Origin of the sequence: Rhizobium sp. SG570, from assembly GCF_012275345.1 — a bacterium.
Lineage (GTDB): Bacteria > Pseudomonadota > Alphaproteobacteria > Rhizobiales > Rhizobiaceae > Rhizobium > Rhizobium lusitanum.
Map to the genome: position 1 here is coordinate 1 of NZ_JAAZQI010000007.1, position 22,776 is coordinate 22,776.

At 58.3% G+C, this 22,776-nt stretch carries 21 protein-coding genes and 2 pseudogenes; 16 read left to right on the forward strand and 7 right to left on the reverse strand.

Annotated features, from left to right (window positions below; genetic code table 11):
- Window positions 1-89: 89 nt before the first annotated feature.
- The 3 genes from FHT28_RS15430 to FHT28_RS15440 all read left to right on the forward strand — a co-directional run bounded on the left by FHT28_RS15430 (window position 90) and on the right by FHT28_RS15440 (window position 1,350).
- Complete coding sequence (locus tag FHT28_RS15430) at window positions 90-467, forward strand: hypothetical protein (protein ID WP_168596661.1); 378 nt, start codon at window positions 90-92, stop codon at window positions 465-467.
- 110 nt (window positions 468-577) lie between these two features.
- On the forward strand, window positions 578-880 hold the full coding sequence (locus FHT28_RS15435; RefSeq protein ID WP_168596662.1) for a type II toxin-antitoxin system Phd/YefM family antitoxin: 303 nt from the start codon (window positions 578-580) through the stop codon (window positions 878-880).
- Window positions 877-1,350 (forward strand): type II toxin-antitoxin system VapC family toxin, encoded by a 474-nt coding sequence (locus FHT28_RS15440; protein ID WP_168596663.1) that lies wholly within the window; start codon window positions 877-879, stop codon window positions 1,348-1,350. The genes FHT28_RS15435 and FHT28_RS15440 overlap by 4 nt, the downstream gene beginning before the upstream one ends.
- A gap of 439 nt (window positions 1,351-1,789) precedes the next feature.
- On the opposite strand, the gene FHT28_RS15445 is transcribed toward FHT28_RS15440, so the two are convergent.
- The 4 genes and pseudogenes from FHT28_RS15445 to FHT28_RS15460 form a co-directional block, all read right to left on the reverse strand.
- On the reverse strand, window positions 1,790-2,086 hold the full coding sequence (locus FHT28_RS15445; RefSeq protein ID WP_168596664.1) for a type II toxin-antitoxin system RelE/ParE family toxin: 297 nt from the start codon (window positions 2,084-2,086) through the stop codon (window positions 1,790-1,792).
- Window positions 2,083-2,349: a type II toxin-antitoxin system ParD family antitoxin gene (locus FHT28_RS15450; RefSeq protein WP_168596665.1), complete on the reverse strand. Its 267-nt coding sequence runs from the start codon at window positions 2,347-2,349 to the stop codon at window positions 2,083-2,085. The genes FHT28_RS15445 and FHT28_RS15450 overlap by 4 nt, the downstream gene beginning before the upstream one ends.
- Before the next feature lie 260 nt (window positions 2,350-2,609).
- Window positions 2,610-3,125, reverse strand: a pseudogene (locus FHT28_RS15455) (IS6 family transposase); the annotation flags it as partial.
- Window positions 3,126-3,249: 124 nt separating this feature from the next.
- On the reverse strand, window positions 3,250-4,110 hold the full coding sequence (locus FHT28_RS15460; RefSeq protein WP_047640055.1) for a helix-turn-helix domain-containing protein: 861 nt from the start codon (window positions 4,108-4,110) through the stop codon (window positions 3,250-3,252).
- A gap of 128 nt (window positions 4,111-4,238) precedes the next feature.
- On the opposite strand from FHT28_RS15460, the gene FHT28_RS15465 reads away from it, so the two are divergent.
- The 6 genes and pseudogenes from FHT28_RS15465 to FHT28_RS15490 all read left to right on the forward strand — a co-directional run.
- Window positions 4,239-5,471, forward strand: a complete 1,233-nt coding sequence (locus tag FHT28_RS15465) for an extracellular solute-binding protein (RefSeq protein WP_047640056.1) — start codon at window positions 4,239-4,241, stop codon at window positions 5,469-5,471.
- Between the two features lie 22 nt (window positions 5,472-5,493).
- Window positions 5,494-6,405, forward strand: coding sequence for a sugar ABC transporter permease (locus FHT28_RS15470; RefSeq protein WP_168596666.1), 912 nt, complete (start codon window positions 5,494-5,496; stop codon window positions 6,403-6,405).
- Window positions 6,406-6,410: 5 nt separating this feature from the next.
- Window positions 6,411-7,265: a carbohydrate ABC transporter permease gene (locus FHT28_RS15475; protein ID WP_047640059.1), complete on the forward strand. Its 855-nt coding sequence runs from the start codon at window positions 6,411-6,413 to the stop codon at window positions 7,263-7,265.
- Window positions 7,266-7,285: 20 nt separating this feature from the next.
- On the forward strand, window positions 7,286-8,383 hold the full coding sequence (gene ugpC, locus FHT28_RS15480; protein ID WP_047557263.1) for a sn-glycerol-3-phosphate ABC transporter ATP-binding protein UgpC: 1,098 nt from the start codon (window positions 7,286-7,288) through the stop codon (window positions 8,381-8,383).
- A gap of 26 nt (window positions 8,384-8,409) precedes the next feature.
- A complete protein-coding gene (locus FHT28_RS15485; protein WP_047557266.1) occupies window positions 8,410-10,347 on the forward strand; it encodes a beta-galactosidase in 1,938 nt (645 codons plus the stop codon).
- A 93-nt stretch (window positions 10,348-10,440) separates the two neighbouring features.
- Window positions 10,441-10,577 (forward strand): annotated as a pseudogene (locus tag FHT28_RS15490) (IS6 family transposase); the annotation flags it as partial.
- Between the two features lie 179 nt (window positions 10,578-10,756).
- Here FHT28_RS15490 and FHT28_RS15495 read toward each other — a convergent pair.
- Window positions 10,757-11,734: a LysR family transcriptional regulator gene (locus tag FHT28_RS15495; protein WP_168596667.1), complete on the reverse strand. Its 978-nt coding sequence runs from the start codon at window positions 11,732-11,734 to the stop codon at window positions 10,757-10,759.
- Between the two features lie 26 nt (window positions 11,735-11,760).
- Between FHT28_RS15495 and FHT28_RS15500 the strand changes: the two genes are divergently transcribed.
- Window positions 11,761-12,633 (forward strand): SDR family NAD(P)-dependent oxidoreductase, encoded by an 873-nt coding sequence (locus FHT28_RS15500; RefSeq protein ID WP_168596668.1) that lies wholly within the window; start codon window positions 11,761-11,763, stop codon window positions 12,631-12,633.
- 279 nt (window positions 12,634-12,912) lie between these two features.
- Here FHT28_RS15500 and FHT28_RS15505 read toward each other — a convergent pair whose 3' ends face one another.
- Window positions 12,913-14,874, reverse strand: a complete 1,962-nt coding sequence (locus FHT28_RS15505) for an elongation factor G (RefSeq protein WP_168596669.1) — start codon at window positions 14,872-14,874, stop codon at window positions 12,913-12,915.
- A gap of 1,228 nt (window positions 14,875-16,102) precedes the next feature.
- Here FHT28_RS15505 and FHT28_RS15515 point away from each other — a divergent pair.
- From FHT28_RS15515 to mug, 6 genes are all read left to right on the forward strand, one after another.
- Window positions 16,103-17,065, forward strand: a complete 963-nt coding sequence (locus tag FHT28_RS15515; protein WP_348644986.1) for an HlyD family secretion protein — start codon at window positions 16,103-16,105, stop codon at window positions 17,063-17,065.
- Complete coding sequence (locus FHT28_RS15520) at window positions 17,058-18,608, forward strand: MFS transporter (protein WP_168596671.1); 1,551 nt, start codon at window positions 17,058-17,060, stop codon at window positions 18,606-18,608. The genes FHT28_RS15515 and FHT28_RS15520 overlap by 8 nt, the downstream gene beginning before the upstream one ends.
- Before the next feature lie 212 nt (window positions 18,609-18,820).
- Complete coding sequence (locus tag FHT28_RS15525; RefSeq protein ID WP_246704868.1) at window positions 18,821-19,768, forward strand: aldo/keto reductase; 948 nt, start codon at window positions 18,821-18,823, stop codon at window positions 19,766-19,768.
- Window positions 19,769-19,893: 125 nt separating this feature from the next.
- Window positions 19,894-20,268 carry a nuclear transport factor 2 family protein gene (locus tag FHT28_RS15530; protein WP_168596672.1) on the forward strand — a complete coding sequence of 125 codons (375 nt, stop codon included), beginning with the start codon at window positions 19,894-19,896 and terminating at the stop codon, window positions 20,266-20,268.
- 47 nt (window positions 20,269-20,315) lie between these two features.
- Window positions 20,316-20,930, forward strand: coding sequence for a TetR/AcrR family transcriptional regulator (locus FHT28_RS15535; protein WP_168596673.1), 615 nt, complete (start codon window positions 20,316-20,318; stop codon window positions 20,928-20,930).
- Between the two features lie 43 nt (window positions 20,931-20,973).
- Window positions 20,974-21,543, forward strand: a complete 570-nt coding sequence (gene mug / locus FHT28_RS15540) for a G/U mismatch-specific DNA glycosylase (protein WP_047640071.1) — start codon at window positions 20,974-20,976, stop codon at window positions 21,541-21,543.
- 258 nt (window positions 21,544-21,801) lie between these two features.
- Here the strand turns inward: mug and FHT28_RS15545 are convergent, their stop codons facing one another.
- Complete coding sequence (locus tag FHT28_RS15545; RefSeq protein WP_168596674.1) at window positions 21,802-22,773, reverse strand: alpha/beta hydrolase; 972 nt, start codon at window positions 22,771-22,773, stop codon at window positions 21,802-21,804.
- Between the last annotated feature and the right edge of the window lie 3 nt (window positions 22,774-22,776).

Genomic DNA, 22,776 nt, shown 5'->3' on the forward strand with positions numbered 1-22,776 from the left:
GTCAAAGCGCGATAAGGTGATAGGGATCGGTTTGAGCGCAAAACATCAGGGCCAGCGGTCATATCAAACCGCGCTTACAGGCCGGAGACATGACTGCACCCGACCCGCAACGCTCAAACATCGCCGAAATCACCTTGCCAAGCGGGCGCCATCCAGACATTACGATGCCCTGCCGGCATGGACGCCTGGCGCTCATTCACCTGTCTTGCTCTCTCGTTAGGGCAATCGTCCTCTACCGAGACCGCTTTGACAGCCAAGGACCCATCGCTCGCTTCCTCACGCGCAATGCGTTCGGCGTCTACGTCTTGAATGCGCCGATCTTAGTCGCGATTACACGTTCGCTGCACTTTTTACCTGCTTCCATGGGCCCCAAATTCGCGCTCGCCAGTCTGGGCGGCATCCTGGCAAGCTTTCTCATTGTCGGCTTTGTGGCCCGGCGAATACCTGGTTTGCGCGCAGTTCTCTGAAAGTAGGTTTCGGGCCAATCGCGGCACGGGCGACCTAGCGGGAGTAGCGCGATGTGGAAGTCCGGCGATAGGCATGCTATGTATCTGACTAGCTGACTAGGAACAGATCGATGAGTAAGCGCGCGGAACTAACGAAGACAAAGAGGTCTGGCAGCCGGACGGCGGGCGGACGATGGAAGCTTGAAGACGCGAAGGCGCGGTTCAGCGAGGTGGTGCGGCATGCGCGCGAAAACGGGCCGCAGCGCGTGACTGTGCGCGGTCACGATGCAGTCGTCGTGATGAGCGTTGAAGAGTTCGAGCGGCTCGCTCCGGAAAAGCCTCGGACACCGTTCGTTGAATTCATGGAGGGCTTGCATCTCGGCGGACTTGATCTGACACGAGAGGCCGATCACGGCCGGGATGTCGAGCTTTGAGGGGCTGGCTGCTCGACACGAATGTCGTGGCCGCCCTGATCAATCCGCAGGGCGGCCTATCGGTAAAAGCCTGGGCCGCTGGACAGGACGAAGAGACCTTCCACATCAGCGTTCTGACGCTCGCCGAATATGACAAAGGAATTCATAACCTTCCCGACGACCACGCCGATCGGCCGCGCTACATCGCGTCGCGCGATGCGCTGGCCGAGCGCTTCGGCACGCGTGTCCTGTCTCTGGATGACGATATCGTTCGCCGTTGGGGCCGCACTTCTGGTGAAGTGAAGCGCGCGAGCGGCCATCCGCCGCGGGTGATCGACACGATGCTCGGGGCAACGGCGATCGAGCACGATCTCTATCTGGTCACACGCAACGTTAAGGACACGAAGCCGTCGGGCGCGATGGTGTTCGATCCATGGAACGACCAAGCGGAGATGTTTCCTTTGAGCCCCCGCGTTGGCAGACAGCGATAGCGACAAGACGATGGGCAGGTCTTGTGAGGGACCGGCTAGGCAAGGCTGATAAGAAAGTGGGCGGAGCCAAAGCCCCGTCTGGCGATCAAGGCGGCTGCTGATGAAGGCTGCCGGCGAACTCCAAAAACCACAAGAAACGGCAAATCCTCGATAGTAGCATGACGAAGGGCCGGTCCTGTGTGGTACCAGCCCGGCAACGCTGGAGATCATCCGCCAAGTCGCCTCGCCATGATGAGGTCGTCAACTTCCCCGCCGTCCTGCAATTGCCGGCCACTCAAAATTGGATAAAAATTTTCGGCCAATCCTACTGGATCGCTTCTTTCCCCATAAGGAACCAATTCATCCATCAAAAGGGCCAATCAACGCTACTAACGCATCAATCCTTTATGATGGTGAGTGTGCTTGTAGCAAAATGGGGAATCCCAAGATTCCACCCTTTCTAGGGCTCAATCAATATAGCGGCATAGTCCATCGCTCCGTGCAGAACGTGGATGACGACAACGTTTTCTCCATCCACCCGATAGAAAATCAGGTAATTTCCATGCACGCGGCGGCGGATTCCGTGCCGTTCATAGCGGGGCAGCAAAGGAAACGCTAGCGGAGCGTCTGCGAGGCTTTCGCATTTGCCGCGTAGCTCTTGGACCAATGAAAGCGCGCGGCGTGGATTGTCTACTGCAATGTAGTCCGCGATCCGCTCAAGATCACTTTCCGCTTCGGACGAAAAGTAGACCGTCATGCCGACTTTTCAGCCTGTTCCGCCATGGCGCGATACTTGTCTTCCAGACGTCCAAAGACTTCGCTGGCAGGTGCCGTGCGACCGGCGTCAGCATCGGCTATCCCACGCATGATTGATGCATCCAGCGCGGCTAGCTTCGTTTCACGATCCTGGATCAATCGTACGCCTTCCCGCAAAACCTCACTCTTGGAGCCGTATCGGCCCGCGTCGACAAGCGTCTGGATATAGCTTTCGAGCTGCTTGCCAAGATCAGCACTGATCATGTGAATTTCTCCATCGGTCGCGATGGTTCCAATATAGAGCACTTATCAACTATTATCAACGCGGGTAGTCGTCATCAGAATGACGCACCGTCCGGATCGACGACATCCGGATTATCCTGTGCCGAGTTGCCCTTGGCCTTCTGCCTGCGCAGTGTGGCCGCAAAAGAACGTCCGCGAAGCGGCTAGCGTTCGGCGCTCAACGCCAGAGGTTTTGTCGCAAACTTTTGGGAAGGTCGTAGAAACGCTATCGCTGGGCACAGTTATGCAGCGAGCGCGGTGAATTGCTTAAGTGCGGGTTGGCCATTGGTTGAAAATTGCCGCTTGCGGATTATGTGGGCCACCTCGATACCATCCAGTGTCGCTGACGCAGACTGAAAAAATTTGAAGCCCTTCATCGGGCGGGTCAGTTTCTTGATAAACCGCTGGTCTTGCTCGATCAGCCAGAACCATCCCGGCAACAGCAGCATCCAGTTCATGTTTTGCAAGCCTGCCAGATTGGTCCCGCTCTTGTCGATGACAACCTTTTCGGGCCTGCCGTTGTTCTCGATCATGCGAGCGAAGAAGGCGCTGGCCGCAGCCTCGTCGCGGTGCTCAGACTGCATAAAATCGAGGGTTTTGCCGAATTTGTCGACAGCACGATAGAAATAGGTCCACCGGCCTTTGACCTGGATATAGGTCTCGTCCATCCGCCAGGAGCTGCTGGTTGCAGATTTCCGGCGCTGAGCCTTACAGGCAATAAGCGGTGAATATTTCACAACCCATCTGTTCAGCGTCGCGGGGTAGAGATTGAAGCGTCAAACACGGACATTTAACCAAGTGGTTGCCATCGCGAGGGCATGACACGCGTTTCCAGAGAAGACGGGTAGTAATCCCCTATGGGGCCGGTGAAATTGCTCACTATCACGACGATACCCCCTTCTGATCATAAACATCCTGGAATTCCCGCGGGGACATCCCGATCTGGTCGCGAAAAACAGCATAGAAACGGCTGACAGAGCCGAAGCCCGACTCATAGGCAATTGCTGCGGCGTTCTTCTCGCTAGTAACCAGCAGTCTTTGTGCTGTTACAAGCCTTCGCCGGGTGAGGTATTGTGTGATCGTCATCCCAAGCGATTTATGAAACAAGGTCATGGCATATTTCGGATGCAGCGACACCGCCTCGGCAATCGCGGCCACCGTCAATGCAGAATCGGATCGCTCGCTGATGTAACGGGTCATTTCGATGATCTTCCGGTGCGTGTTGCCCGGCGACGAGGCGTGCGAAGGCGAGATGTCAACCAGGTTGATCCACCCTTTTGTATCGGCGCGTCTGAGGCGCAATTCCAGGTGACGATAGTTAAGCTCGGACAAGAACGGATCGCTGGTCTGCAGTTCAAAGCGAATTTGCCGCATCAGGGCGTCATCCATGGGCAGGCGTTCGCCGATCTTGATGAAGCCACCGGCCAGAATGGCTGATTTCAACTCCGGACTGAACGGAGCGAACATGAACATTTCGAGTGGCACATAAATGCATACGAAGCGACTGTGCGGCTTCACAGCAATGGCCTGGTGCGGAATCGCGCCCCAGAAAAAGACGAAATCATCTTCCGTCACCTCCACCATCTTGCCGTTGTAGAGATAGGTAACTGCACCAGCGTAGAGATAATTGATCTCGATTTGATTGTGGGCGTGCGGCTTTGCCATGGGGAGCACCAATTCCCGCCGATCGGCCGAAAATCGATCTTCGGCAACGCCGAATGGAGCCTTGCGCCTCACTGTCATATATGGAGATCCAACTATCCAAGAATAAATTATACCAAACCGCGACGACCATATGCACAAAATTTATATAGAGGTGAAGTGTGATGTTTTTTTCACCACTTCATCGTCCTAACCAGCGAGACCGATTCATGAAGCTTTCCCATTCCTTGGCTTGCCTGCTTCTCGGTACGAGCGCTCTGGCGGCATCCTCTGCCTTTGCCGGAACGGTCGTCCTCAATGCGTCTGTTGCCAGCGCTCCCGATCGCGATGCCGTCAACGGCGCTGTCGCTTCCTTCGAGAAGGCCAATCCGGACATCAAGGTGGAGGTGAACTTCTACGATGAGGAAAGCAACAAGACCGCCATCCGCAACTGGCTGACGACAAGTCCGCCGGACATCATCAAGTGGTATGCCGGAAACAAGATGGCCCAGTTCGTGAAGCCCGGCCTGCTCGCCGATGTCAGCGATATCTGGACGCCACAGGTGAAGGCGGAATTTGGTCCGGGCATGGTGGATTCGATCAGTGTCGATGGCAAGCAGTACGGCATGCCGACTTCCTATTCGACCTGGGCCATCTACTACCGCAAGGATGTATTTGCCGCCGCTGGAGTCGCCCCGTTCAAGACCTTCGACGACCTCGTCGCCAGCTGCAAGGTCTTTCGTGCCAAGGGCATTACGCCGGTGGCACTGGGATCGAAAGCCCCCTGGCCGCTCGCCGGCTGGTTCGACTATATCGACCTCAGGCAAAACGGCTACGCCTTTCATATGGATCTGATGAACGGCAAGGTCAGCTGGACCGACGACAAGGTCAAGACAGTGTTTGCTGACTGGAAGAAGATGGTCGATGCCAACTGCTTTGCTGAAAATCACACCAATCTCGCCTGGCGCGAAGGGCTGGCAATGATGAACCAGGGCCAGGCAGCGATGATGCTGATGGGCAACTATCTGATCGACAGCCTGACGCCCGAATCAGAGCCGGTGACGGAAGCGATGAATTTCCCAACGATCGACCCGACCGTGCCGCGCGCCGAGGATGCGCCGATCGAGACCTACCATATTCCAGCCAAGGCAAAGAACATCCCGGACGCCAAGAAATTCCTGGCCTATCTCGGCCAGGCCGACGTCCAGATGCAGATGACGCAAGCCTATCACATCCTCCCTGCCAACCCGAAGGCAAAACCGCCGGAAAACCGCCTGCTGCAGGAAAGCGCGTCGCTGGCTTCCGGCGCGCAGTCCTATGCCCAGTTCATCGACCGAGACACCGCCGATGCCGTCTCCACGATCGCGATGACCGGCTTCCAGGAGTTTCTGGTCCACCCGGATCGTCTTGGCCGCATCCTGCAGAACATAGATCGTGCCGCCAAACGCGCATACCCGAACTGAGCATGCAAGGAATAAGCCTGCGATGGTAAGCAATGTGTCCACGAACACCTTCGCACCAAGCCTATGGAAGCGCTATCAGCGACGGCTCGCTCCGCCGCTGTTCGTCGCCCCTGCCTTGATCATGTTCGGGATTTTCGTCATCTGGCCAGTGCTGGAAAGCCTCTGGCTAAGCCTGCATGACTGGGACGGGATCGGCGAGAACCGCTTTGTCGGGCTGGACAATTACGTCGAGTTGTTCCGCGACGATCCGGTCTTCTGGACAGCGCTGAAGAACAATATCTACTGGCTCGTCGCCTTTCTGTTCGCACCTGCCTTTGGCCTGGCTCTGGCGCTGTTTCTGAACCAGGCGGGGCTGGCAATGCGCTTCGTCAAGTCGCTATACTTCATGCCGTTCGTCATCAGCCAGGTCGTCGTCGGCCTGATGTTCGGCTGGTTCTTCAATGCCGAATTCGGCCTGCTGAACCATATCCTGACCGCCCTCGACCTGCCGAAGATCGCCCTGCTAGAAGACGAGAGGTTCTCGACCTTCGCCATCATCGCGGCCGGTCTCTGGCCGCAGGTCGCCTATTGCATGATCCTCTATCTCACGGGCCTGACGGCCATCAATCCGGAATTGATCGAGGCGGCGCGAATGGAAGGCGTCAAGGGCTGGAAGTTGTTGTGGCATATCGTCTTGCCGCAATTGCTGCCGGCGACCTCGATCGCCGTCATCGTCTCGGTCGTCGGCGCGCTACGATCCTTCGATCTGGTCTCGGTGATGACCGGCGGCGGACCATACGATTCCTCGACGGTGCTCGCCTATTACATGTATGCGCAGACATTCGGCGCGCTGCGCATCGGTTATGGTGCGGCTATCGCCACCTGCCTTTTTCTGCTGATGGATGTCTGCGTCGTCATCTATCTGCTGCGCTCACTGCCCAGCAACAAGAGGTAGCGCCGATGTTTCCTGCTCCCATCACCAACGCGTCGGCCAAGGCACGGGCCGGTTACCACATCGCTGTGTGGATCGGCCTGATCATCTGGGTTCTGCCGATCATCGCCGTGGCATTGACATCAATACGCTCCGTCCAGGATCTCAACGCCGGCAATTATTGGGGCTGGCCGACCGAGACGATGTTCGTCGAGAATTACCGCAAGGTCTTCACTTCATCGCCAATGCTGCGCTTTCTCTTGAACAGCACCGTCATCACGCTGGTATCCGTCTGCGGTGCCATCGCACTGGCGACGATGGCAGGCTTCGCGCTCAGCAAATATCGCTTTCCTGGCAGCACGGCGTTGCTAGCGCTTTTCATCACTGGCAACTTCGTGCCGTTCCAGATGTTAATGATCCCTGTCCGAGATCTGTCGATCCATGTCATCCCCGTCTATGACACCATATGGGCACTGATCCTGTTCCATATCGCCTTCCAGACGGGCTTCTGCACTCTGTTTATGCGCAACTTCATCGCCGAACTGCCCGATGAATTGATCGAGGCGGCGCGGGTCGAGGGTGTCGGCGAATTCAAGATCTTCTGGCATGTCATCGTGCCGCTGGTCCGTCCGGCCATGGCCGCCTTATTCGTATTGGTCTTCACTTTCGTCTGGAACGATTTCTTCTGGTCGCTGGTGCTCGTGCAATCGGATTCCGCCCGGCCGGTGACAGCAGGCCTGCAGGCGTTGCGCGAAACCTGGACAACCACATGGCATCTGGTCTCGGCCGGTTCGCTGCTGGCAGCGATGCCGCCGGTCATCGTCTTTTTCCTGATGCAGCGCCAGTTCATAGCAGGCCTGACATTCGGCGCGACCAAGGGCTAATTTTGAGGAACACCAACGCAATGGCCTATGTGACACTGGAGAAGGTCTCCAAGGACTTTGGCAAGACCCGCGTCATCGATGCCATCGATCTTACCATCGATAATGGCGAGTTCGTCGTTTTCGTCGGCCCTTCCGGCTGCGGCAAGTCTACGCTGCTACGTCTGGTCGCGGGTCTCGAAACCATGACGGGCGGAAGCCTGACGATCGATGGCGTGAATATGACCGATGTCGACTCTGCCAATCGCGGCATCGCCATGGTCTTCCAGTCCTATGCGCTCTATCCGCATATGACGGTGGCAGAGAACATCACCTTCGGGATGCGGATGGCCAAGGTTGCTAAGGCGGAGATCGCCGACAAGCTTTCCCGGGCGGCCAGAATGCTGCATCTGGAGCCGCTGCTCGACCGCAAGCCCGCCCAGCTTTCCGGCGGCCAGCGCCAGCGCGTCGCCATCGGCCGGGCGATCGTCCGCGATCCGAGCGTCTTCCTGTTCGACGAGCCGCTCTCCAACCTCGATGCGGCGCTAAGGCATGAGATGCGCATCGAGATTCTGCGGCTGCACAAGGAGCTCGGCTCGACGATGATCTATGTCACCCACGACCAGGTCGAGGCGATGACGATGGCTGACAAGATCGTCGTGCTCAATCGCGGCCAGATCGAGCAGGTCGGTTCGCCGCTCGATCTCTATCTCAACCCCGACAACCTGTTCGTGGCACAATTTCTCGGCTCGCCCAAGATCAACAGCTTTCCGACGGTGATCGAAAGAATAGAAGCCGATGTTGCCTACGTTCGGTTACCCTCGGAGGTCTTGATGGCCATGCCGCTGAACGGGGCACGGGCTGCCGCCGGCGATGCGGTGACGTTTGCCGTGCGTCCGGAGCACTTCGTCGAGGCCAGCGCAGCCAGCGCCGTCATGCAGGGCGTTGTCGAACTAGTCGAGCATCTAGGATCCGATACCTTGCTCAGCCTGAGGACAGTCGAGGGCACGCCGATCACGGTGCGCACCAACGGCGTCAACCGGATCCGGACCGGAGAAACGATGGCAATCGGATTGACCCCCGGCAACTGTCAGATATTCGACAGCAGCGGCACGGCGCTGGTCCGCAACTCCATACAATAACGCGTTTACTACCCAGGAATTTGTCCATGCTAGGCGTTTGTTACTACCCAGAACATTGGAATGAGGAATGGTGGCCGGAGGACGCGCGGCAAATGCGCGAAATTGGCATCCGCTACGTGCGCATCGGCGAGTTCGCCTGGAGCCGCATGGAGCCGGAACAGGGACGCTACGACTGGGACTGGCTTGATCGGGCTATAGAGATTTTGGCCGCCGAAGGTCTGAAGATCGTTCTCGGCACGCCGACGGCTGCGGCGCCGAAATGGCTGGTCGATCTCTATCCGGATGTCCTGCCCGTCGGCGAGGACGGTAAGGCGCGGCTGTTCGGATCGCGGCGGCACTACACGCCGGCCAGCGAGCAATGGCTGAGCGAAACGCGACGGATCGTCGAGGTGGTGGCCGCACGCTATGGCCGACATCCGGCCGTCGTCGGCTGGCAGATCGACAACGAGTTCGGCGGTGACGATACCGTCCTCTCCTACGGACCGGAAGATGCCGCCGGATTCCGCAACTGGCTCAGCCAGCGCTATCAGTCGCCGCAGAGGCTCAACGAGGACTGGGGAAACGTCTTTTGGTCCATGGAAGTCAATTCCTTTGACGAGGTCATTCCACCGGTCGGCGCAGTCTCCGAGACCAACCCGGCGGCCCGCCTGGATTTCTGGCGCTACGCCTCGGACAGCCTGGCGGAGTATTGTGCGCTTCAGGCGGCGATCATCCGCAAGCATTCACCCGACCGTTTCATAACCCATAACTTCATGGGCTTCTTTCACAATTTCGATCATTTCAAGCTCGCTGAATCGCTAGATTTCTGCAGCTGGGATTCTTATCCCCTGGGCAAGGTCGAGCATTTCCCACTGCCCGAAGCCGAGCGGGTGCGCTGGTACAACACCTCCCATCCGGATTTCTCGGCGTTTCATCACGATCTCTACCGTGGCATCCGCAACGATCGCTTCTGGATCATGGAGCAGCAGCCCGGCCCCGTGAACTGGGCCCACTGGAATCCGGCGCCTGCCAATGGCATGGTGCGTCTATGGACCTGGGAGGCCTTCGCGCATGGGGCCGAAGTCGTCAGTTATTTCCGCTGGCGGCAGTTGCCGTATGCGCAGGAACAGATGCACGCCGGCCTGCAGCGCCCCGACCGACAGCCGTCTCCGGGCGGCCTGGAGGTGGCGCAGGTAGCGCGAGAAATAGAGGTAATGGGCGATCTGCCCCCGGTCGAGCGAGCGGAGGTGGCGATCGTCCTCGATTATGAAGCGTCATGGATCACCCGGATCCAGCCCCAGGGTGACGACTTCAACTACAAGCTACTGCTGCATGCGTGGTATGAGGCAGCCCGGCGGCTCGGTGTCGACGTAGACGTGGTCGCACCCGGACAATCGTTGGCGGGCTACAAGCTTGTGCTCGTGCCGTGTTTGCCGATCATCGATGACCGCAGCCTAGCTGCTTTCAAGGCGACGACCGCTCATATCATTTTCGGGCCGCGAACAGGATCGAAGACAACATCTCATGCGGTTCCCTGGGAATTGCCGCCCGGAGCGCTCCAATCGCTCGTCTCAGTAAAAGTTAGCGAGGTTTCGTCGCTGCGACCGGGTGTTTCGCTCTCCCTCACCGGTAGCAAGGCGTCCGGCGTGGCAACCCACTGGGCCGAGCGTCTGGAGACCGATCTTCCCGCCGATCTTACCTATGAGGACGGCTCGGCGGCAATGGTCACTCAACGCAACTGCTCCTATCTGGGTGCCTGGATTGACGGTGATTTTCTCAGGCAGATCTTTGCGGACTACCTGAAGGCTGAGGGCGTCGCCATGATCGAACTACCTGATCACATCAGGTTGCGTAAACGAGGTGCCTTGACGTTTGCCTTTAATTACGGCCCAATGCCGTGGACAGTGCCTTTCGGAGGGATACTGTTTCAGATCGGCAGCGAAGTTGTAGGCCCTCACGATTTCGCTTGCTGGGTTGACGGCTAACGTCCTGCCCGAAGCAGGAAAAATTTCAAGTGGAGACGGGCCATACGTTGTCCCTTCTTGCGCTTGTACCGATCGGGACCTACGACCCGTTGGTTCCGATCCTTCAAAACCGCGCGTCGAACGATCGCTGCGTTCGAAGCCATGCTCTGACTGCGGAAGGGGTTTGGCTTCACGGCGAATGGACCGTCAACGATCAAAACGATCTACTCGCACGCCTCTTCGGGCTCTAAAAGGTTAACAAAGCAAGAAAATCAATCGCGCAGTGCGGTCCCTTTGGCCTCGCTGAAAATTTGCAACACGCCCGCCGCGAAACTATTGATGCCATCTGTAGGGCGCTATGTCGAGACCGTGGCCCTTTGTCGGCTTGGATTGCATTCGACGCTCGTAAATGCATGGTTCCAAGGACCGATCAAATGCTCTTTCCGAGGACTTGAACAACGGAATCGCGAGCGACCTCGATTGCCGCCGCGACCCGACTGACCCGCGCTGCGCCGACCCTGTGGGCGAGCATTACGTCTACCGGCGGTGATCGCCAGTCCGGCAGAACGTGGGCCAGCTTTCCATCCCTCACGTCGGTCTGTACCATGAACGCGGGCACCTCGGCGACCCCGTGGCCTGTCCGCGCCAGCCGCACCAGCATGTCGAAATCCTGGGCGGCAAATTTGGCTCGCCTGTCGATCAACACCTCGTTTTTCGGCTGCGATATGGACTGTAATCGCCACTCCACGCGGGGTGCTCGTCCCGAGAATGCAAGCAGCGGCAGACCGTTCAAATCCGCAGTCGATCCGATCTTTGCGGCTGGATGTGTCGGCGCACAAACCAAGATGCGCGAGAACGACCCCAATCTGTTGGCGACGAGGCTATCGTCATGGACATGCCCGGCGCGGATCGCGAAGTCGAACACGGGGTCTTGTAAATCGTCCATCCCGTAGTTCGGAGACACGACAAGCACGATGTCGGGATAGCGCTCCTGTAGCTCAGGAACGAGCCGTTCGAGAACGGCGCTCCCCAATGCGGGTGGTACAGCAATTTTCACTGTCCCGCGCGGGGTGGTGTAAGTGCGCGCGGCTTCTTCCAACAGATTGTCGGCCTCGGCCAGAAGCGATTGCACCCGCGGAAGCATCTGCTCTCCCTCGCGGGTAAGCGCTACCCGCCGGGAGCTTCTCTCGAACAAGCGCCCCCCGAGCCCTTCCTCGAGCCGTGTCAGCGAATGCGATATCGTAGACTTGGAGACCCCGAGGGCAGCCGCCGCAGACGTCAGTCCCCCATAGTGCGCGATGGCCGCGAACACCCGAAGCCCCTCCAAATCAATCGTTCTGCTTTCCTGAACCATGTGTTGCGTTGAACCACATTGTTTCATTTCTCGCAACTGATAATTTTCCCTCATCCTCAAGCCATCCAAAGGAGACGATGATGGGAAAGAAAGTCTTGATCACCGGAGCGAACGGCGCATTCGGCGCGTTGGCCGCCCGTGCGTTGCTGAAAAACGGTCACGATCTGGTTGCGACCATGCGTGACCCAGACGAGCGCAACGCCGCTGTCGCAGCCGAACTTCGTGCCGCCGGAGCGAATGTCGTGGATATTGACGTGACCGACGACGTCCGCGTCTCGAAAGGCGTCGAAGCCGCAATCTCGGCGGTGGGCGGTCTCGATGTCTTGATTAACGTCGCCGGAACCGGAACGCACGGCCTGACGGAGGGCTTCACCTCCGAGCAGATGCTGCGTCTCTTCGACATCAACGTCGTTGGCGTCCATCGCATGATGCGTGCCGTCCTGCCGACCTTCCGCGGACAGGGCTCCGGTCTCGTCATCAACGTTTCCAGCTTGCTTGGTCGCCTGAGCATGCCGTTCTATGGACCCTATAGCGCAACGAAGTTCGCCGTCGAAACCCTGAGCGACAGCTACCGTGTCGAACTTTCGCAGCTCGGCGTCGACGTGGTCCTCGTCGAGCCAGGCGGATTCAAGACGTCATGGATCGGCAATCTCGTCCATCCGCACGACGAGGCGCGCCTCGAGGGCTACGGCCAATTCGCCAAGGTTCCGGATCATGCTCTCGCTGGCTACGAGCAGTTCCTCGCTTCCAAACCCGAGCAGGACGTCAACAAGGTCAGCGAGGCGATCGTCAACCTGGTCCAGACCCCGGCGGGTTCGCGTCCGAACCGGACGGTCGTCGATTTCATCGGGATGGGAGAAGAGGTGCAAAAGATGAACGACCAGCTCGCCCAGGTGACAAGCGGCATCTACGGGGCATTCGGCGTGGACGACTTGCTGACGCTCAAAGCTTGATTTCGAAATCCGCTGAGCACACGCTTGGCATTGCGCCACGTACTGCTCAGCGGTCGGACTACTGCCTGAGGTGTCAAAAATCTAGCAGTTCGCGGCGTAAGAAATCCTGCTCGTTCAACTCATCCGGCACCTCATTCATAGAGAAAAATTGCAACCCTTGGATAGCTATCTGCGCAACTTTTATTTGCTTTTTCCGAAAGCCACCGCGCGCCTAGTCGGGCGGACTGCCAAACGACATGAGCCCCATTCTGCGAACGAGCATGAAATGGTGCGAACGTTTCAGTGTGCCACGCCTGGTTCTTCATGTGCCCTCACGATGGCGTCCGCTTCCTTGCCGTATAGCTCCTCGAAGTGATCGAAGGTCTTGGAAAAATAACCAATGCCCTGCGTCGCCGAGCGCAGCGCCCGCGCCAGATCGTCAAGTGCGCCGCCCGGAATGAGTGCCCGGAAGATGTCCCATCCCTTGGCGGTTTCATCCCGTTCGAAGCCGAGAACCTGACCTTTGAGAGCGGAGACGCTCTGGACGAGGCTGCCGGAATAGATCGAAGGAATGTGAATTTCGCTGCGGAAGACCGGTTGCATTAAAACGGCCGCCCCTTGGGAAAGCGCCTGTCGCACTCCCATTTTCGACGCAGTTCGGAAGGCGTGTTCCGAACTGTCGACGGCATGGTGCTGACCATCGTACAGCGTTACGCCGACATCGATGACCTTGAAGCCTAGCGGCCCTTTCTCCATCGCTTCGCGCGCGCCTGCTTCGACAGCAGGGATGTAGTTGCGCGGAACGGTGCCACCCTTGACGGTTTCGCTAAAGGTGAAGCCCCGGCCGCGCTCATTGGGGCGAATGCTCAGCTTCACATCCGCGAACTGTCCGGCACCGCCGGTCTGTTTGCGGTGACGATAATGAACCTCAGATGGTTTCGCAATTGTTTCGCGGTAGATCGGGCTGGGCGTTCGATCAGTTACGTCGATATGAAACACGTCGGACAGTGTTCGGCAGAGATCGCGCAGATGCACCGGCCCCTGGACGCAGACGAGATGGGCGCCTGTGCTTTCCTCCTGCAAGACCGTTAGGCCGCGATCCGTCTCGGAAAGTTTTGCCAGTGTTTCGGAGAGCTTGTTTTCATCGCGCTCGCTGCCCGGGACTAGGATCCTTTCAAGCATCGGGGTGGTCGGCTCCGTCCACTCAGGCGGGGCGGCCACCGCGTCTGATGTCAACAGCGAAGGGACGGGCAAGTGGTCGGACTTGACCGTCGCGAAGACGTCCCCCAGCGCAGGCACAACCGCCGAATTGGACTTCCCGTTTGCGAGATGCTGTACGGCGCCGAGGCTGGAGCCGCCCAGTGAGACGCCCTGCCGCAGTCCCTCGCCAAGCGCGCGCACGAGCACTGTCTTACCAACATTCTGGCGATGATAGGCATGGAAGCTCATGGCGGTCAGCTTGTTTTCATCGACATTGCCTGCACGAGCCAGGCGCTGTCGAAGAACCCCCACCGGCGGCGCCTCGTGGCGCAGCGCCTTCATCAGCCTCATCATGCCGTTGCCGTGACTTGCGGCACCGATCAGGACTGGAATAATCCTGTTTTCCCTGAGAACCCGCGATGAAATGGCATAGAGCGCGTTGCTGGGCGGCTCGCGATCTTCGATCAGTTCTTCGAGAAGCCGGTCATCGAATTCGGACAGGTGTTCCAGGAGCTCGCTGCGCGCTTCGTGCTCGCGCTCGGCCGCGCTTTCGGGGATTGCGATCAGCGCCGAAGTCTGGCCTTCCCGATAGCGCCACGCCCGTTCCGAAATCAGATCGCAACTGCCTATGATCCTGTCCCCCTCGCGGATCGGGATCTGGCGAAGCAAAAGCGTGTGGTTGGCGTAGTCTTGAAGCGCGGCGATCACGTCCCTCAGCCGCCCTCCCGGTTCGTCCATCCGGTTGACGAAGAGGATGCACGGCGTCTCCGAGGCCTCGATTACGCGCAGATAGGGCGCGGCGAGCACAGCCTCCTCGGGTGCCGATGAAACGCACAGGATGCAGGCGTCGCTGGCAAGAAGCGCGTGCTGTGCATGCACCAACGCTTCGCTGGATCCTGGCGCATCCAGCGCACACCACGCCTCGTTTCCAAAGGTGAATTCTGTGAGGTTCAATCCATAAGGGGAGCTGGATTTTCTCGGCGCCCCCTCCAGGGAGCCGAGCCTTTCCACGACTGTTGATTTTCCGGTCTGCGAGGGTCCAAGCACGGTAAAGCAGCGCATAGGCATTCCTCCAACTGCCATAAACATAATTTTCAGCCTTCATAGGATGCCCTGAACCGCTGCAAGGCGCCAGAGGTGTTCCGTTTCACAGCGCTTTGACCTGGACTTGCATTTGAGGCTGAGTACGAACGTGAAAAGCGGCGAGGTCGAAAGCCTGCATTTTCTGCGCGTGGGCATGAAGAACTACCGCGCTTTCCTGCAGCTTTGGGCAAAATGGCTTCAAGACGAACGATGACGGGTAGGTTGCACCGCGGCATGATCGGGTGTGAAAGTCCGTTTGAAACAGACATTTCTCCATTTTTATAAAGTCTTCTTGCCGGCCCCGGACGTTTCTTCTGTCCCTTCACGATGGCGATCCCGACATCGAGGTTATCGGCCTGACGCACGCCCTCGCCTTGCCAGCCGTCCGCTGGAAGATCCTCAACCTGCAAAAACTAAGGAACGACAATCCGGTCAAACACGCCGAACAGCGTGGGGAGATCGAGCGCCTCTTCACACAATGCTGCGCCTTTGGCCGATCCGCAGGATCGATGATCCGACGACTGGCTCGCCTCTCCCACCGACCGGCGCTGCTGCCTATCGGAGATCACCTCGGTCCACTCGAATATCGTTCCTCCAGCTGGTGATTTCGCTCAAAAATATCGAAATTCAAAAACCTAACGACTACAAAGGTTTAGCAGAGTTGGTCGCGACCAACTTTTCTACGGAGCCTTTAAGCGGCAAAGGTCCCCGCGATTCTCCGCGAACTGACGCCGCGTGGTGTGGTTCGCATCGCAGCGAAGCTCCACAGCCCCCGGCTGCCAAACGCTTTTGCGGCATCAATGGGATTATGCCACGGACCTAGGTCCGCTGCGTCGGATCAGCGTTATATTGGTCCACCTACCCAACACCAATATCCGACGTGCCGCTTGTATAAACGATACGTATCGTTTATATAGCACGCACACGTCAGTCGCCTGGAGGCGCAATGACTAAGCATGCAGCGACGTTTTTATAGCGGACGATGAGCCGGGGTATGGTGGAGAACATGATCAGGTTACTGAATAGGAACCAAAGAGATGAACGGCCGGAAGAGCGTGTCATGACGGCACCGGCCAACTCGCAAGCGAGCGCACCGCGGTCCGCTCCGCAGGAAACGGCAAATTTGCGGGCGTTAATTGTCCCGGCAACCGCTATTATCATTGCGTTCGTTGCGGTCGGTGCTTCGTCGACGCGCTGGGATACATGGGTGGCGACAAGAAGCGTTCAATCCACAGACGACGCTGCGGTCTACTCCGATATTTCCGCCGTCAGCGCCCGCGTCAGCGGCACTGTCGAGACCATCTCGGTCGAAGATTACGCCCGGGTCAAGGCGGGCGATCCGATATTCACCATCGACCGAAAGCCCTATGAGGTCGCACTTCGTGGCGCGAAAGCGAGGCTCGCTGCCGTCAACGCTCAACTTGGCGATAACGACACCCAGCACACGTTTCAACTGACGCAGATCGACGTGGCCGTTGCCCAGCAACAGGCGGCTGCCGCTGAAGAGGTCGAGGCGGAGAAGGAGCTCCAGCGACAGACGAGGCTAGGCATCGACGGGAGGGTAAGTACGGTCCAGAGCTTCGAAAAGGCGACCGCCGCTCACGAGCGGGCGCTTGCAAACCTGGATGTAGCGCGTGCCAACGTCGCCGCTCAGAGGGTCAAGCTCGACGTCCTCGCCAGACAGCGCGACATACTGAAAGCAAATCTCGATACCGCAGCATCAGATCTTGCCGCCCGCGAACTGGAGCTCGGATACACGAACGTACGAGCGCCAGTCGATGGCATCGTCGCCAGACGAAACGCGCAGGTCGGGAACTACGTTGCTGCGGGCACGCCCCTGATCTCGATCGTCCCGCTTCCGAAGATCTACATCCTGGCGAATTACAAGGAGAACCAGCTGTCCATGGTTCACGAAGGGCAGTCGGTTGATATCTCTATCGATTTGCTGCCGGGTACGGCATTCCATGGAACGGTATCGAAAATATCCCCTGCGACTGGGTCAACCTTTGCTCTGCTGCCCGCTGACAACGCGACCGGCAACTTCACAAAGGTCGCGCAGCGTCTCACCGTTCGGATCGAACTCGACTCGGATCAGCCAAATTTCGATCGGCTGCGGCCTGGTATGTCGGTCACGACGCGCATCGCCACCAAGGGCGAAGACCATGTCTGAGAACTTACATCGGCGCGACCTCTCTCGCCAGGGCTACATCGCCGTGGCGATGATCATGGCATCGATATTGACAGCGTTCGACGTCCGCACTGCCGGCATTGGGCTCTCGGATCTGCGTGGCGCCTTCGGGCTCGGCTTCGATGAGGGCGCGTGGCTGAGCACCTTCGCAACGGCGCCACAGATCCTTGTGGCCCCGTCGATCGGCTGGTTGATTGCGGTGTTCGGGGTGAAGCGGGTCATGGTCGCTCCGACCATACTCTATTCGGCGATCTCCGTGGTCATCCCGTTCGTCCACGGATTCAATGACCTGGTCGCGCTGCATGCTTTAAGGGCCGTTTTCCTCGGCATGTTCGTCGGCGCAACGCTGCTAACTGCTTTCCGCAATCTTGACCGCAGGTATTGGATCATCGCTCTTTCCTTCTACGTCCTGCGGATCCCGTTCGCGCAAAATCTCGGCCTCTATACGGCCGGCAGCTATTCCCAGACGATCGGCTGGCAATGGCTGTACTGGCAAGGTGCTATTGTCTCCCCGATGATCGGCATTCTCTTCTGGTATGGGACCAAACCGGCTGGAATCGACCATGCCCTTCTCAGGCGTGCTGATTGGGGCGGTATGGCACTGTTCGGCTCGGCGCTCACGACGCTGTATTTCGCGCTTGATCAGGGCAATCGGCTTGATTGGTTTCAGTCTGGCCTCATCGTGTCCTTGCTTGCCTCGGCTTTTTTTCTGATATGCGCGTTTCTGTGGCACGAGTCTCGGGTCGAACATCCCTGGGCCCATGTCTCGGTTCTTCGCACGCGAAACATAGCGCTCGGGTTCGCCGCCATTGCGTGTTTCATGACAACAAGCCTCGGCAGTTCGCTGATCGAGCCGAACTTCCTTGCTTCGGTGGCGCGATTGCGGCCTGAGCAGATTGGGGATTTCGAGGCGCCGTATGCGATCCTTCTGGTTGCAGGCGCGACCCTCACTGCCGTGGCGCTCGTGCGGAAACTCAAGCAGCGCGCCGCCCTGACGATAGGCTTTACATGTTTCCTGCTGTCCGCCTGGATTGGAACCCAGTTGACGAGCCAGTGGTCACTGCCCGAATTTCGACTGATCACGATCCTCCAGACATTCGGAGAGGAAATCGTCTTCCTTGCAGCCGTCGCAACCCTCTTCAGCAACGTAGACCCCGCGCGAGCCATATCGTTGACGGCCTACGTGCAGGTTATGAGATTGATCTGTTCGGAAACCGTGGCGGCAATCATGGTGACCTGGATCAGACAGCGCGAGCAATTGCATTCCTATCTTATCGGCCTCCACGTCACCGGGACGACGCCCGGATGGGGAACCACGCTGTCGCAACTTGCGTCCAGCATGGGGATGGAATCGAAAGCAGACGTTGCCAAGCGCGGGATCGGCGTTCTAACCACGATCGTGCAGCGCGAAGCCAATGTCGCGGCCTATATCGACGGGTACTGGATTACGTTCGCGGCCGCGGTCGCTGGATTGATCGTAGTTGCCCTCATGAAGCCCTCCCCTGCGCATCCGCTGACCGCGTGATGTAAGGTCACGACAATTTGCCGATCGCGGCGCGTAGCGCCTCGGTTTCGAACGTGACGTCAAGACCCGTCGATATCGTGTTACAGTTGGCCAATAGCCGATCGCTCTCCAATCAAAGGATCTCAACATGCGATCGTTATTTGATCAGCTCTTGCAGAGCGGCAAACGATCACAGCCATTCAATTTTGTTCTCAAGTCAAAGGAGTAGGCCGATGGAAGCCCCCTATATGCTGCGCCACAGGACAATCCCCCTTGCCACAGGCGGCAAAGAAATGCCTGCCGTTGGGTTCGGTACCCTCATCCCCGACCCGGCCACGACGAAGCGGGCCGTTGCAAAGGCCCTATCTGTTGGGTTTCGCCATTTCGACTGCGCTGAACGATATCGCAACGAAGAGGCAGTCGGAGAGGCAATTGCCGAGGCGATCGCGGATGGGACGGTTCAGCGCGAGGATCTGTTCGTCACAACGAAGCTATGGAATACAAACCACCGCCCGGAACGGGTGAAAGCGGCGCTTGAAGCAAGCCTTCGACGTCTTAAGCTCGACTACCTGGACGCCTATCTCATCCATACGCCTTATGCTTTTCTTCCGGGCGAGGAACTGGATCCGCGAGACGAGAACGGTCAGATCATCTATGATGCCGGGATCAGCTTGATCGAAACCTGGCACGCGCTCGAGGCGCTCGTGGAAAGCGGTCGTTGTCGGTCGATAGGCTTATCTGACATCACCTTGGACAAGCTGAAGGAGATCGTCGCGAACGCACGCATCATGCCCGCCATCGTACAGGTGGAATCCCATCCCTACTTGCCCGAATGGGAGCTGCTCGACTATTGCCAGGCCAATGGGATCGTGCTGCTGGCGTTTGCGCCACTGGGCCATGCGATGGAGCCCAACTTGCTTACAGACCCTGTCATCACCGGGATCGCCGACCGCGTCAATAAGACGCCGGCGCAGGTGGCCCTTGCCTGGGCCGTACAGCGCGGCACCGCCTTCCTGACGACGTCGATCAAACCGCTTCGCATCGAGGAAAATTTCGCAATCTCGACGCTTCCAGATCAGGAAATGGTACGGATCCGTTCCGACATATCGACGAACGTTCGGTTCAACAGCGTCGTCGAGACAGGCGTTCCCGGTTTCATCCCTCGGGCGAAATCGACGTAGATCGCAAGTTAAGCTCTCCCGGAGGGGCAAGGCGACCGTCAACGCTTCTCCGGCGCGCCGCCAGGCTTCGATCGCCCTCGGAGCTCCAGTTTCAGTTCGTACGACGGCAGTTATAGGAGGCCAAGATGGAAGACCAAAGAGTGAGATTGGCGCTCGAGCGGCATTGGGCCGCATCAGACGCCGGCGATTTTGACGTTGAGCATGAAATCTATCACGACGATGCATTGCTTGAATATCCGCAGTCCGGCGAGCGGATCCATGGTCGCCGCAAGATCCAGGAAAGCCGCTTCGCCCAGCCCAACAAGAAGCGGTTTTGCGCTCGCCGGATCACCGGCAGCGCTAACCTATGGGTCACGGAATTCGTTCTGACCTATGACGGCAAGCCCTCTTATGCGGTGAGCATCATGGAATTTCACAACAGGCTCGTCGCTAGAGAGACGCAATACTTCACTGAGCAGTTCGCCCCCTCGCCCTCCTGGGCACGTTTGGTTGAAAGATAGAACACGCGCCATTGATCGGTGGTGGCGAGTCGGGATAGGTGCTGGTGATGACCACGAAGACAAAGACCTCGACAGCAAAGAAACGAACCTCGATCGGATCGCGCCGCAGCCCCGACGCCGAAGCGGCGGTGCTTGCCGCCGCCCGAGACCTGATTTCGGAGAGGGGTTATGCGGGATTTTCGGTCGATGAGGTCGCACGACGCGCCGGTGCCGGAAAAACCACCATCTATCGCTGGTATCCAACGAAGGCCGACCTCTTCATCGCCATCTATACGACCGAACGGTCGGCTTCCGTGCCTGTTCCCGACACCGGAAACCTCGTTGCTGATCTCGTGCAATACACGACAAGCCTCTGGCGTTTCTGGGCAGCGCATCCGGCAGGAGCCGCGCTGCGCGGACTGATCGCCGAGGCGCAAGGCACTCCGGAAGCCCTCACCGCCTTGCGTGACAGGTTCCTTCCCGAACGGACGGCCGACGTCAGACGAATTTTGACTGACGCGGCAAACCGGGGCGAACTGCAGGCGCACGAGGTTGATGACAAGATTTCGTTATGGGTCGGCTTCAGCTGGCTCAAACTGCTGATTGGCGAACTCCATAAGGAGGAGGTTATAAGCCCCGTCATGATGCAGATTGCCGGCCTTTCCAGCCGCCCGAAGCAATGATCGGCATTAATCGGCGTAACCAATCGACAGGAGAACGTAACCGATGTCCTCGGATATCGTTCGTCATCAGAATGCGGAGCAGGCGGCAGTCGGGCTGTCTGACGTTCTTGACTTCCGTCTTTCGGTCGTTTTCTGCGGCCTGAACCCCGCCTTGACGGCTGTCCGGGACGGGCGCAACTTCTCGTCTCCGAGTAACCGATTTTGGAAGGTGCTACATCTTTCCGGCTTCACGCCGCGACTCCTGCAGGCCGAAGAAGAGCAGGAGCTTCTCCAGTACGGATGCGGCATTACCGCCGTTGTCTCCCGCGCGACCAGGAGTGCCATTGAGATAACGACGAGCGACTACAAAGAGGCAGCACCTCTCTTTGAAGCAAAGATGAGGAAGTTCGCGCCCGCGAACCTCGCCTTTCTCGGCAAAGCGGCCTTTGCAGCAATCACATCCAAGCCCGACTGCGACTGGGGCAAGCAAAGCGACTTTTTTGCCGGAGCACAAACCTGGGTACTGCCTAACCCCAGCGGGCTCAACAGAGCTTTCAGCCTGGATCGCCTGAAAGCGCATTACCTTCAGCTGAGAGCGGAGACTGAGCCCACCGCCCGGCATGGAGATCTGTGAGCTGGAAAACGATATGACTTGTCGTGGCTCTTGAACGGATCCGAACCACCGACCCTGCTATTCCAAGCGCGTGGACATCTAGGAAGCCCTGTAACCTCATGTCGCTCTCCCGCGCAATGCGGCTCTGTTCCTCGCGCGACTTGGAACTAACATTGCAGCTACTGGATCGCGAGTTGCGTGAATTGGGCCGCCCGGCGAGGAATGGCGTATGCTCCGGCCATGAGGTGGGCGCTGCATACGCCTTCGGATAGGGTACAATCAGGCGTTGATGAACGCCAACAGATCCGGATTGATCACGTCAGCATGCGTGGTCAGCATGCCGTGCGGGAAGCCCTTGTAGATTTTTAGGGTGCTGTTCTTCAGCAGCTTCGCCTGAAGTTCCGCGGCGTCCTTGTAGGGAACGATCTGGTCGTCATCGCCCTGTGTGACCAGCATCGGTACGGTGATTGCCTTAAGGTCTTCTGTCTGGTCGGTCTCCGAGAAGGCCTTGATGCCGTCATAGTGGGCTTTGGCACTGCCCATCATGCCCTGGCGCCACCAATTGTCGATCACGCCTTGAGAGACCTTCGCGCCTTCGCGGTTGAAGCCGTAGAATGGGCCGGAGGCAACGTCGAGGAAGAACTGCGCGCGATTGGCTGCGAGTGCGTTACGGAAACCATCGAATACTTCGATCGGTGTGCCATCAGGATTGGCTGCGGTCTTGACCATCAGCGGCGGAACGGCGCTGACAAGAATGGCCTTGGCGACACGGCCCTGCGGCTGCCCATATTTGGCGACGTAACGAGCGACTTCGCCGCCGCCTGTCGAATGGCCGATATGGACGGCGTTGCGCAAGTTCAGGTGCTCAGCCACGGCGGAGGCATCGGCGGCGTAATGATCCATGTCGTGACCGTCACTCACCTGTGACGAGCGGCCATGACCGCGGCGATCATGTGCGACGACGCGGTAGCCCTTGCTGACGAAGAATAGCATTTGCGCATCCCAGTCGTCGGACGACAATGGCCAACCATGGTGGAATACGATCGGCTGCGCATCCTTCGGACCCCAGTCCTTATAGAAGATTTCAACGCCGTCCTTGGTGGTCACGAAACTATGGATCATTGGTCCGGTTCCTTGCTGATGAGGGGAGATTTTCTTTTCAGAAGCGAAAGCCGGAATGGCCAGAGCCAATGAAATAGTAGTGCCGGTCAGCAGAATCTGCCGGCGCGAGAGGGAAAATTCGCTGGTCATGAG

Excerpts from the sequence above, each read along its gene's own strand:
- FHT28_RS15430 (WP_168596661.1), top strand. The coding sequence starts at position 90 with ATGACTGCACCCGACCCGCAACGCTCAAACATCGCCGAAATCACCTTG.
- FHT28_RS15435 (WP_168596662.1), top strand. The coding sequence starts at position 578 with ATGAGTAAGCGCGCGGAACTAACGAAGACAAAGAGGTCTGGCAGCCGG.
- FHT28_RS15445 (WP_168596664.1), bottom strand. The coding sequence starts at position 2,086 with ATGACGGTCTACTTTTCGTCCGAAGCGGAAAGTGATCTTGAGCGGATC.
- FHT28_RS15450 (WP_168596665.1), bottom strand. The coding sequence starts at position 2,349 with ATGATCAGTGCTGATCTTGGCAAGCAGCTCGAAAGCTATATCCAGACG.
- FHT28_RS15460 (WP_047640055.1), bottom strand. The coding sequence starts at position 4,110 with ATGACAGTGAGGCGCAAGGCTCCATTCGGCGTTGCCGAAGATCGATTT.
- FHT28_RS15465 (WP_047640056.1), top strand. The coding sequence starts at position 4,239 with ATGAAGCTTTCCCATTCCTTGGCTTGCCTGCTTCTCGGTACGAGCGCT.
- FHT28_RS15470 (WP_168596666.1), top strand. The coding sequence starts at position 5,494 with ATGGTAAGCAATGTGTCCACGAACACCTTCGCACCAAGCCTATGGAAG.
- FHT28_RS15475 (WP_047640059.1), top strand. The coding sequence starts at position 6,411 with ATGTTTCCTGCTCCCATCACCAACGCGTCGGCCAAGGCACGGGCCGGT.
- ugpC (WP_047557263.1), top strand. The coding sequence starts at position 7,286 with ATGGCCTATGTGACACTGGAGAAGGTCTCCAAGGACTTTGGCAAGACC.
- FHT28_RS15485 (WP_047557266.1), top strand. The coding sequence starts at position 8,410 with ATGCTAGGCGTTTGTTACTACCCAGAACATTGGAATGAGGAATGGTGG.
- FHT28_RS15495 (WP_168596667.1), bottom strand. The coding sequence starts at position 11,734 with ATGAGGGAAAATTATCAGTTGCGAGAAATGAAACAATGTGGTTCAACG.
- FHT28_RS15500 (WP_168596668.1), top strand. The coding sequence starts at position 11,761 with ATGGGAAAGAAAGTCTTGATCACCGGAGCGAACGGCGCATTCGGCGCG.
- FHT28_RS15505 (WP_168596669.1), bottom strand. The coding sequence starts at position 14,874 with ATGCGCTGCTTTACCGTGCTTGGACCCTCGCAGACCGGAAAATCAACA.
- FHT28_RS15520 (WP_168596671.1), top strand. The coding sequence starts at position 17,058 with ATGTCTGAGAACTTACATCGGCGCGACCTCTCTCGCCAGGGCTACATC.
- FHT28_RS15525 (WP_246704868.1), top strand. The coding sequence starts at position 18,821 with ATGGAAGCCCCCTATATGCTGCGCCACAGGACAATCCCCCTTGCCACA.
- FHT28_RS15530 (WP_168596672.1), top strand. The coding sequence starts at position 19,894 with ATGGAAGACCAAAGAGTGAGATTGGCGCTCGAGCGGCATTGGGCCGCA.
- FHT28_RS15535 (WP_168596673.1), top strand. The coding sequence starts at position 20,316 with ATGACCACGAAGACAAAGACCTCGACAGCAAAGAAACGAACCTCGATC.
- mug (WP_047640071.1), top strand. The coding sequence starts at position 20,974 with ATGTCCTCGGATATCGTTCGTCATCAGAATGCGGAGCAGGCGGCAGTC.
- FHT28_RS15545 (WP_168596674.1), bottom strand. The coding sequence starts at position 22,773 with ATGACCAGCGAATTTTCCCTCTCGCGCCGGCAGATTCTGCTGACCGGC.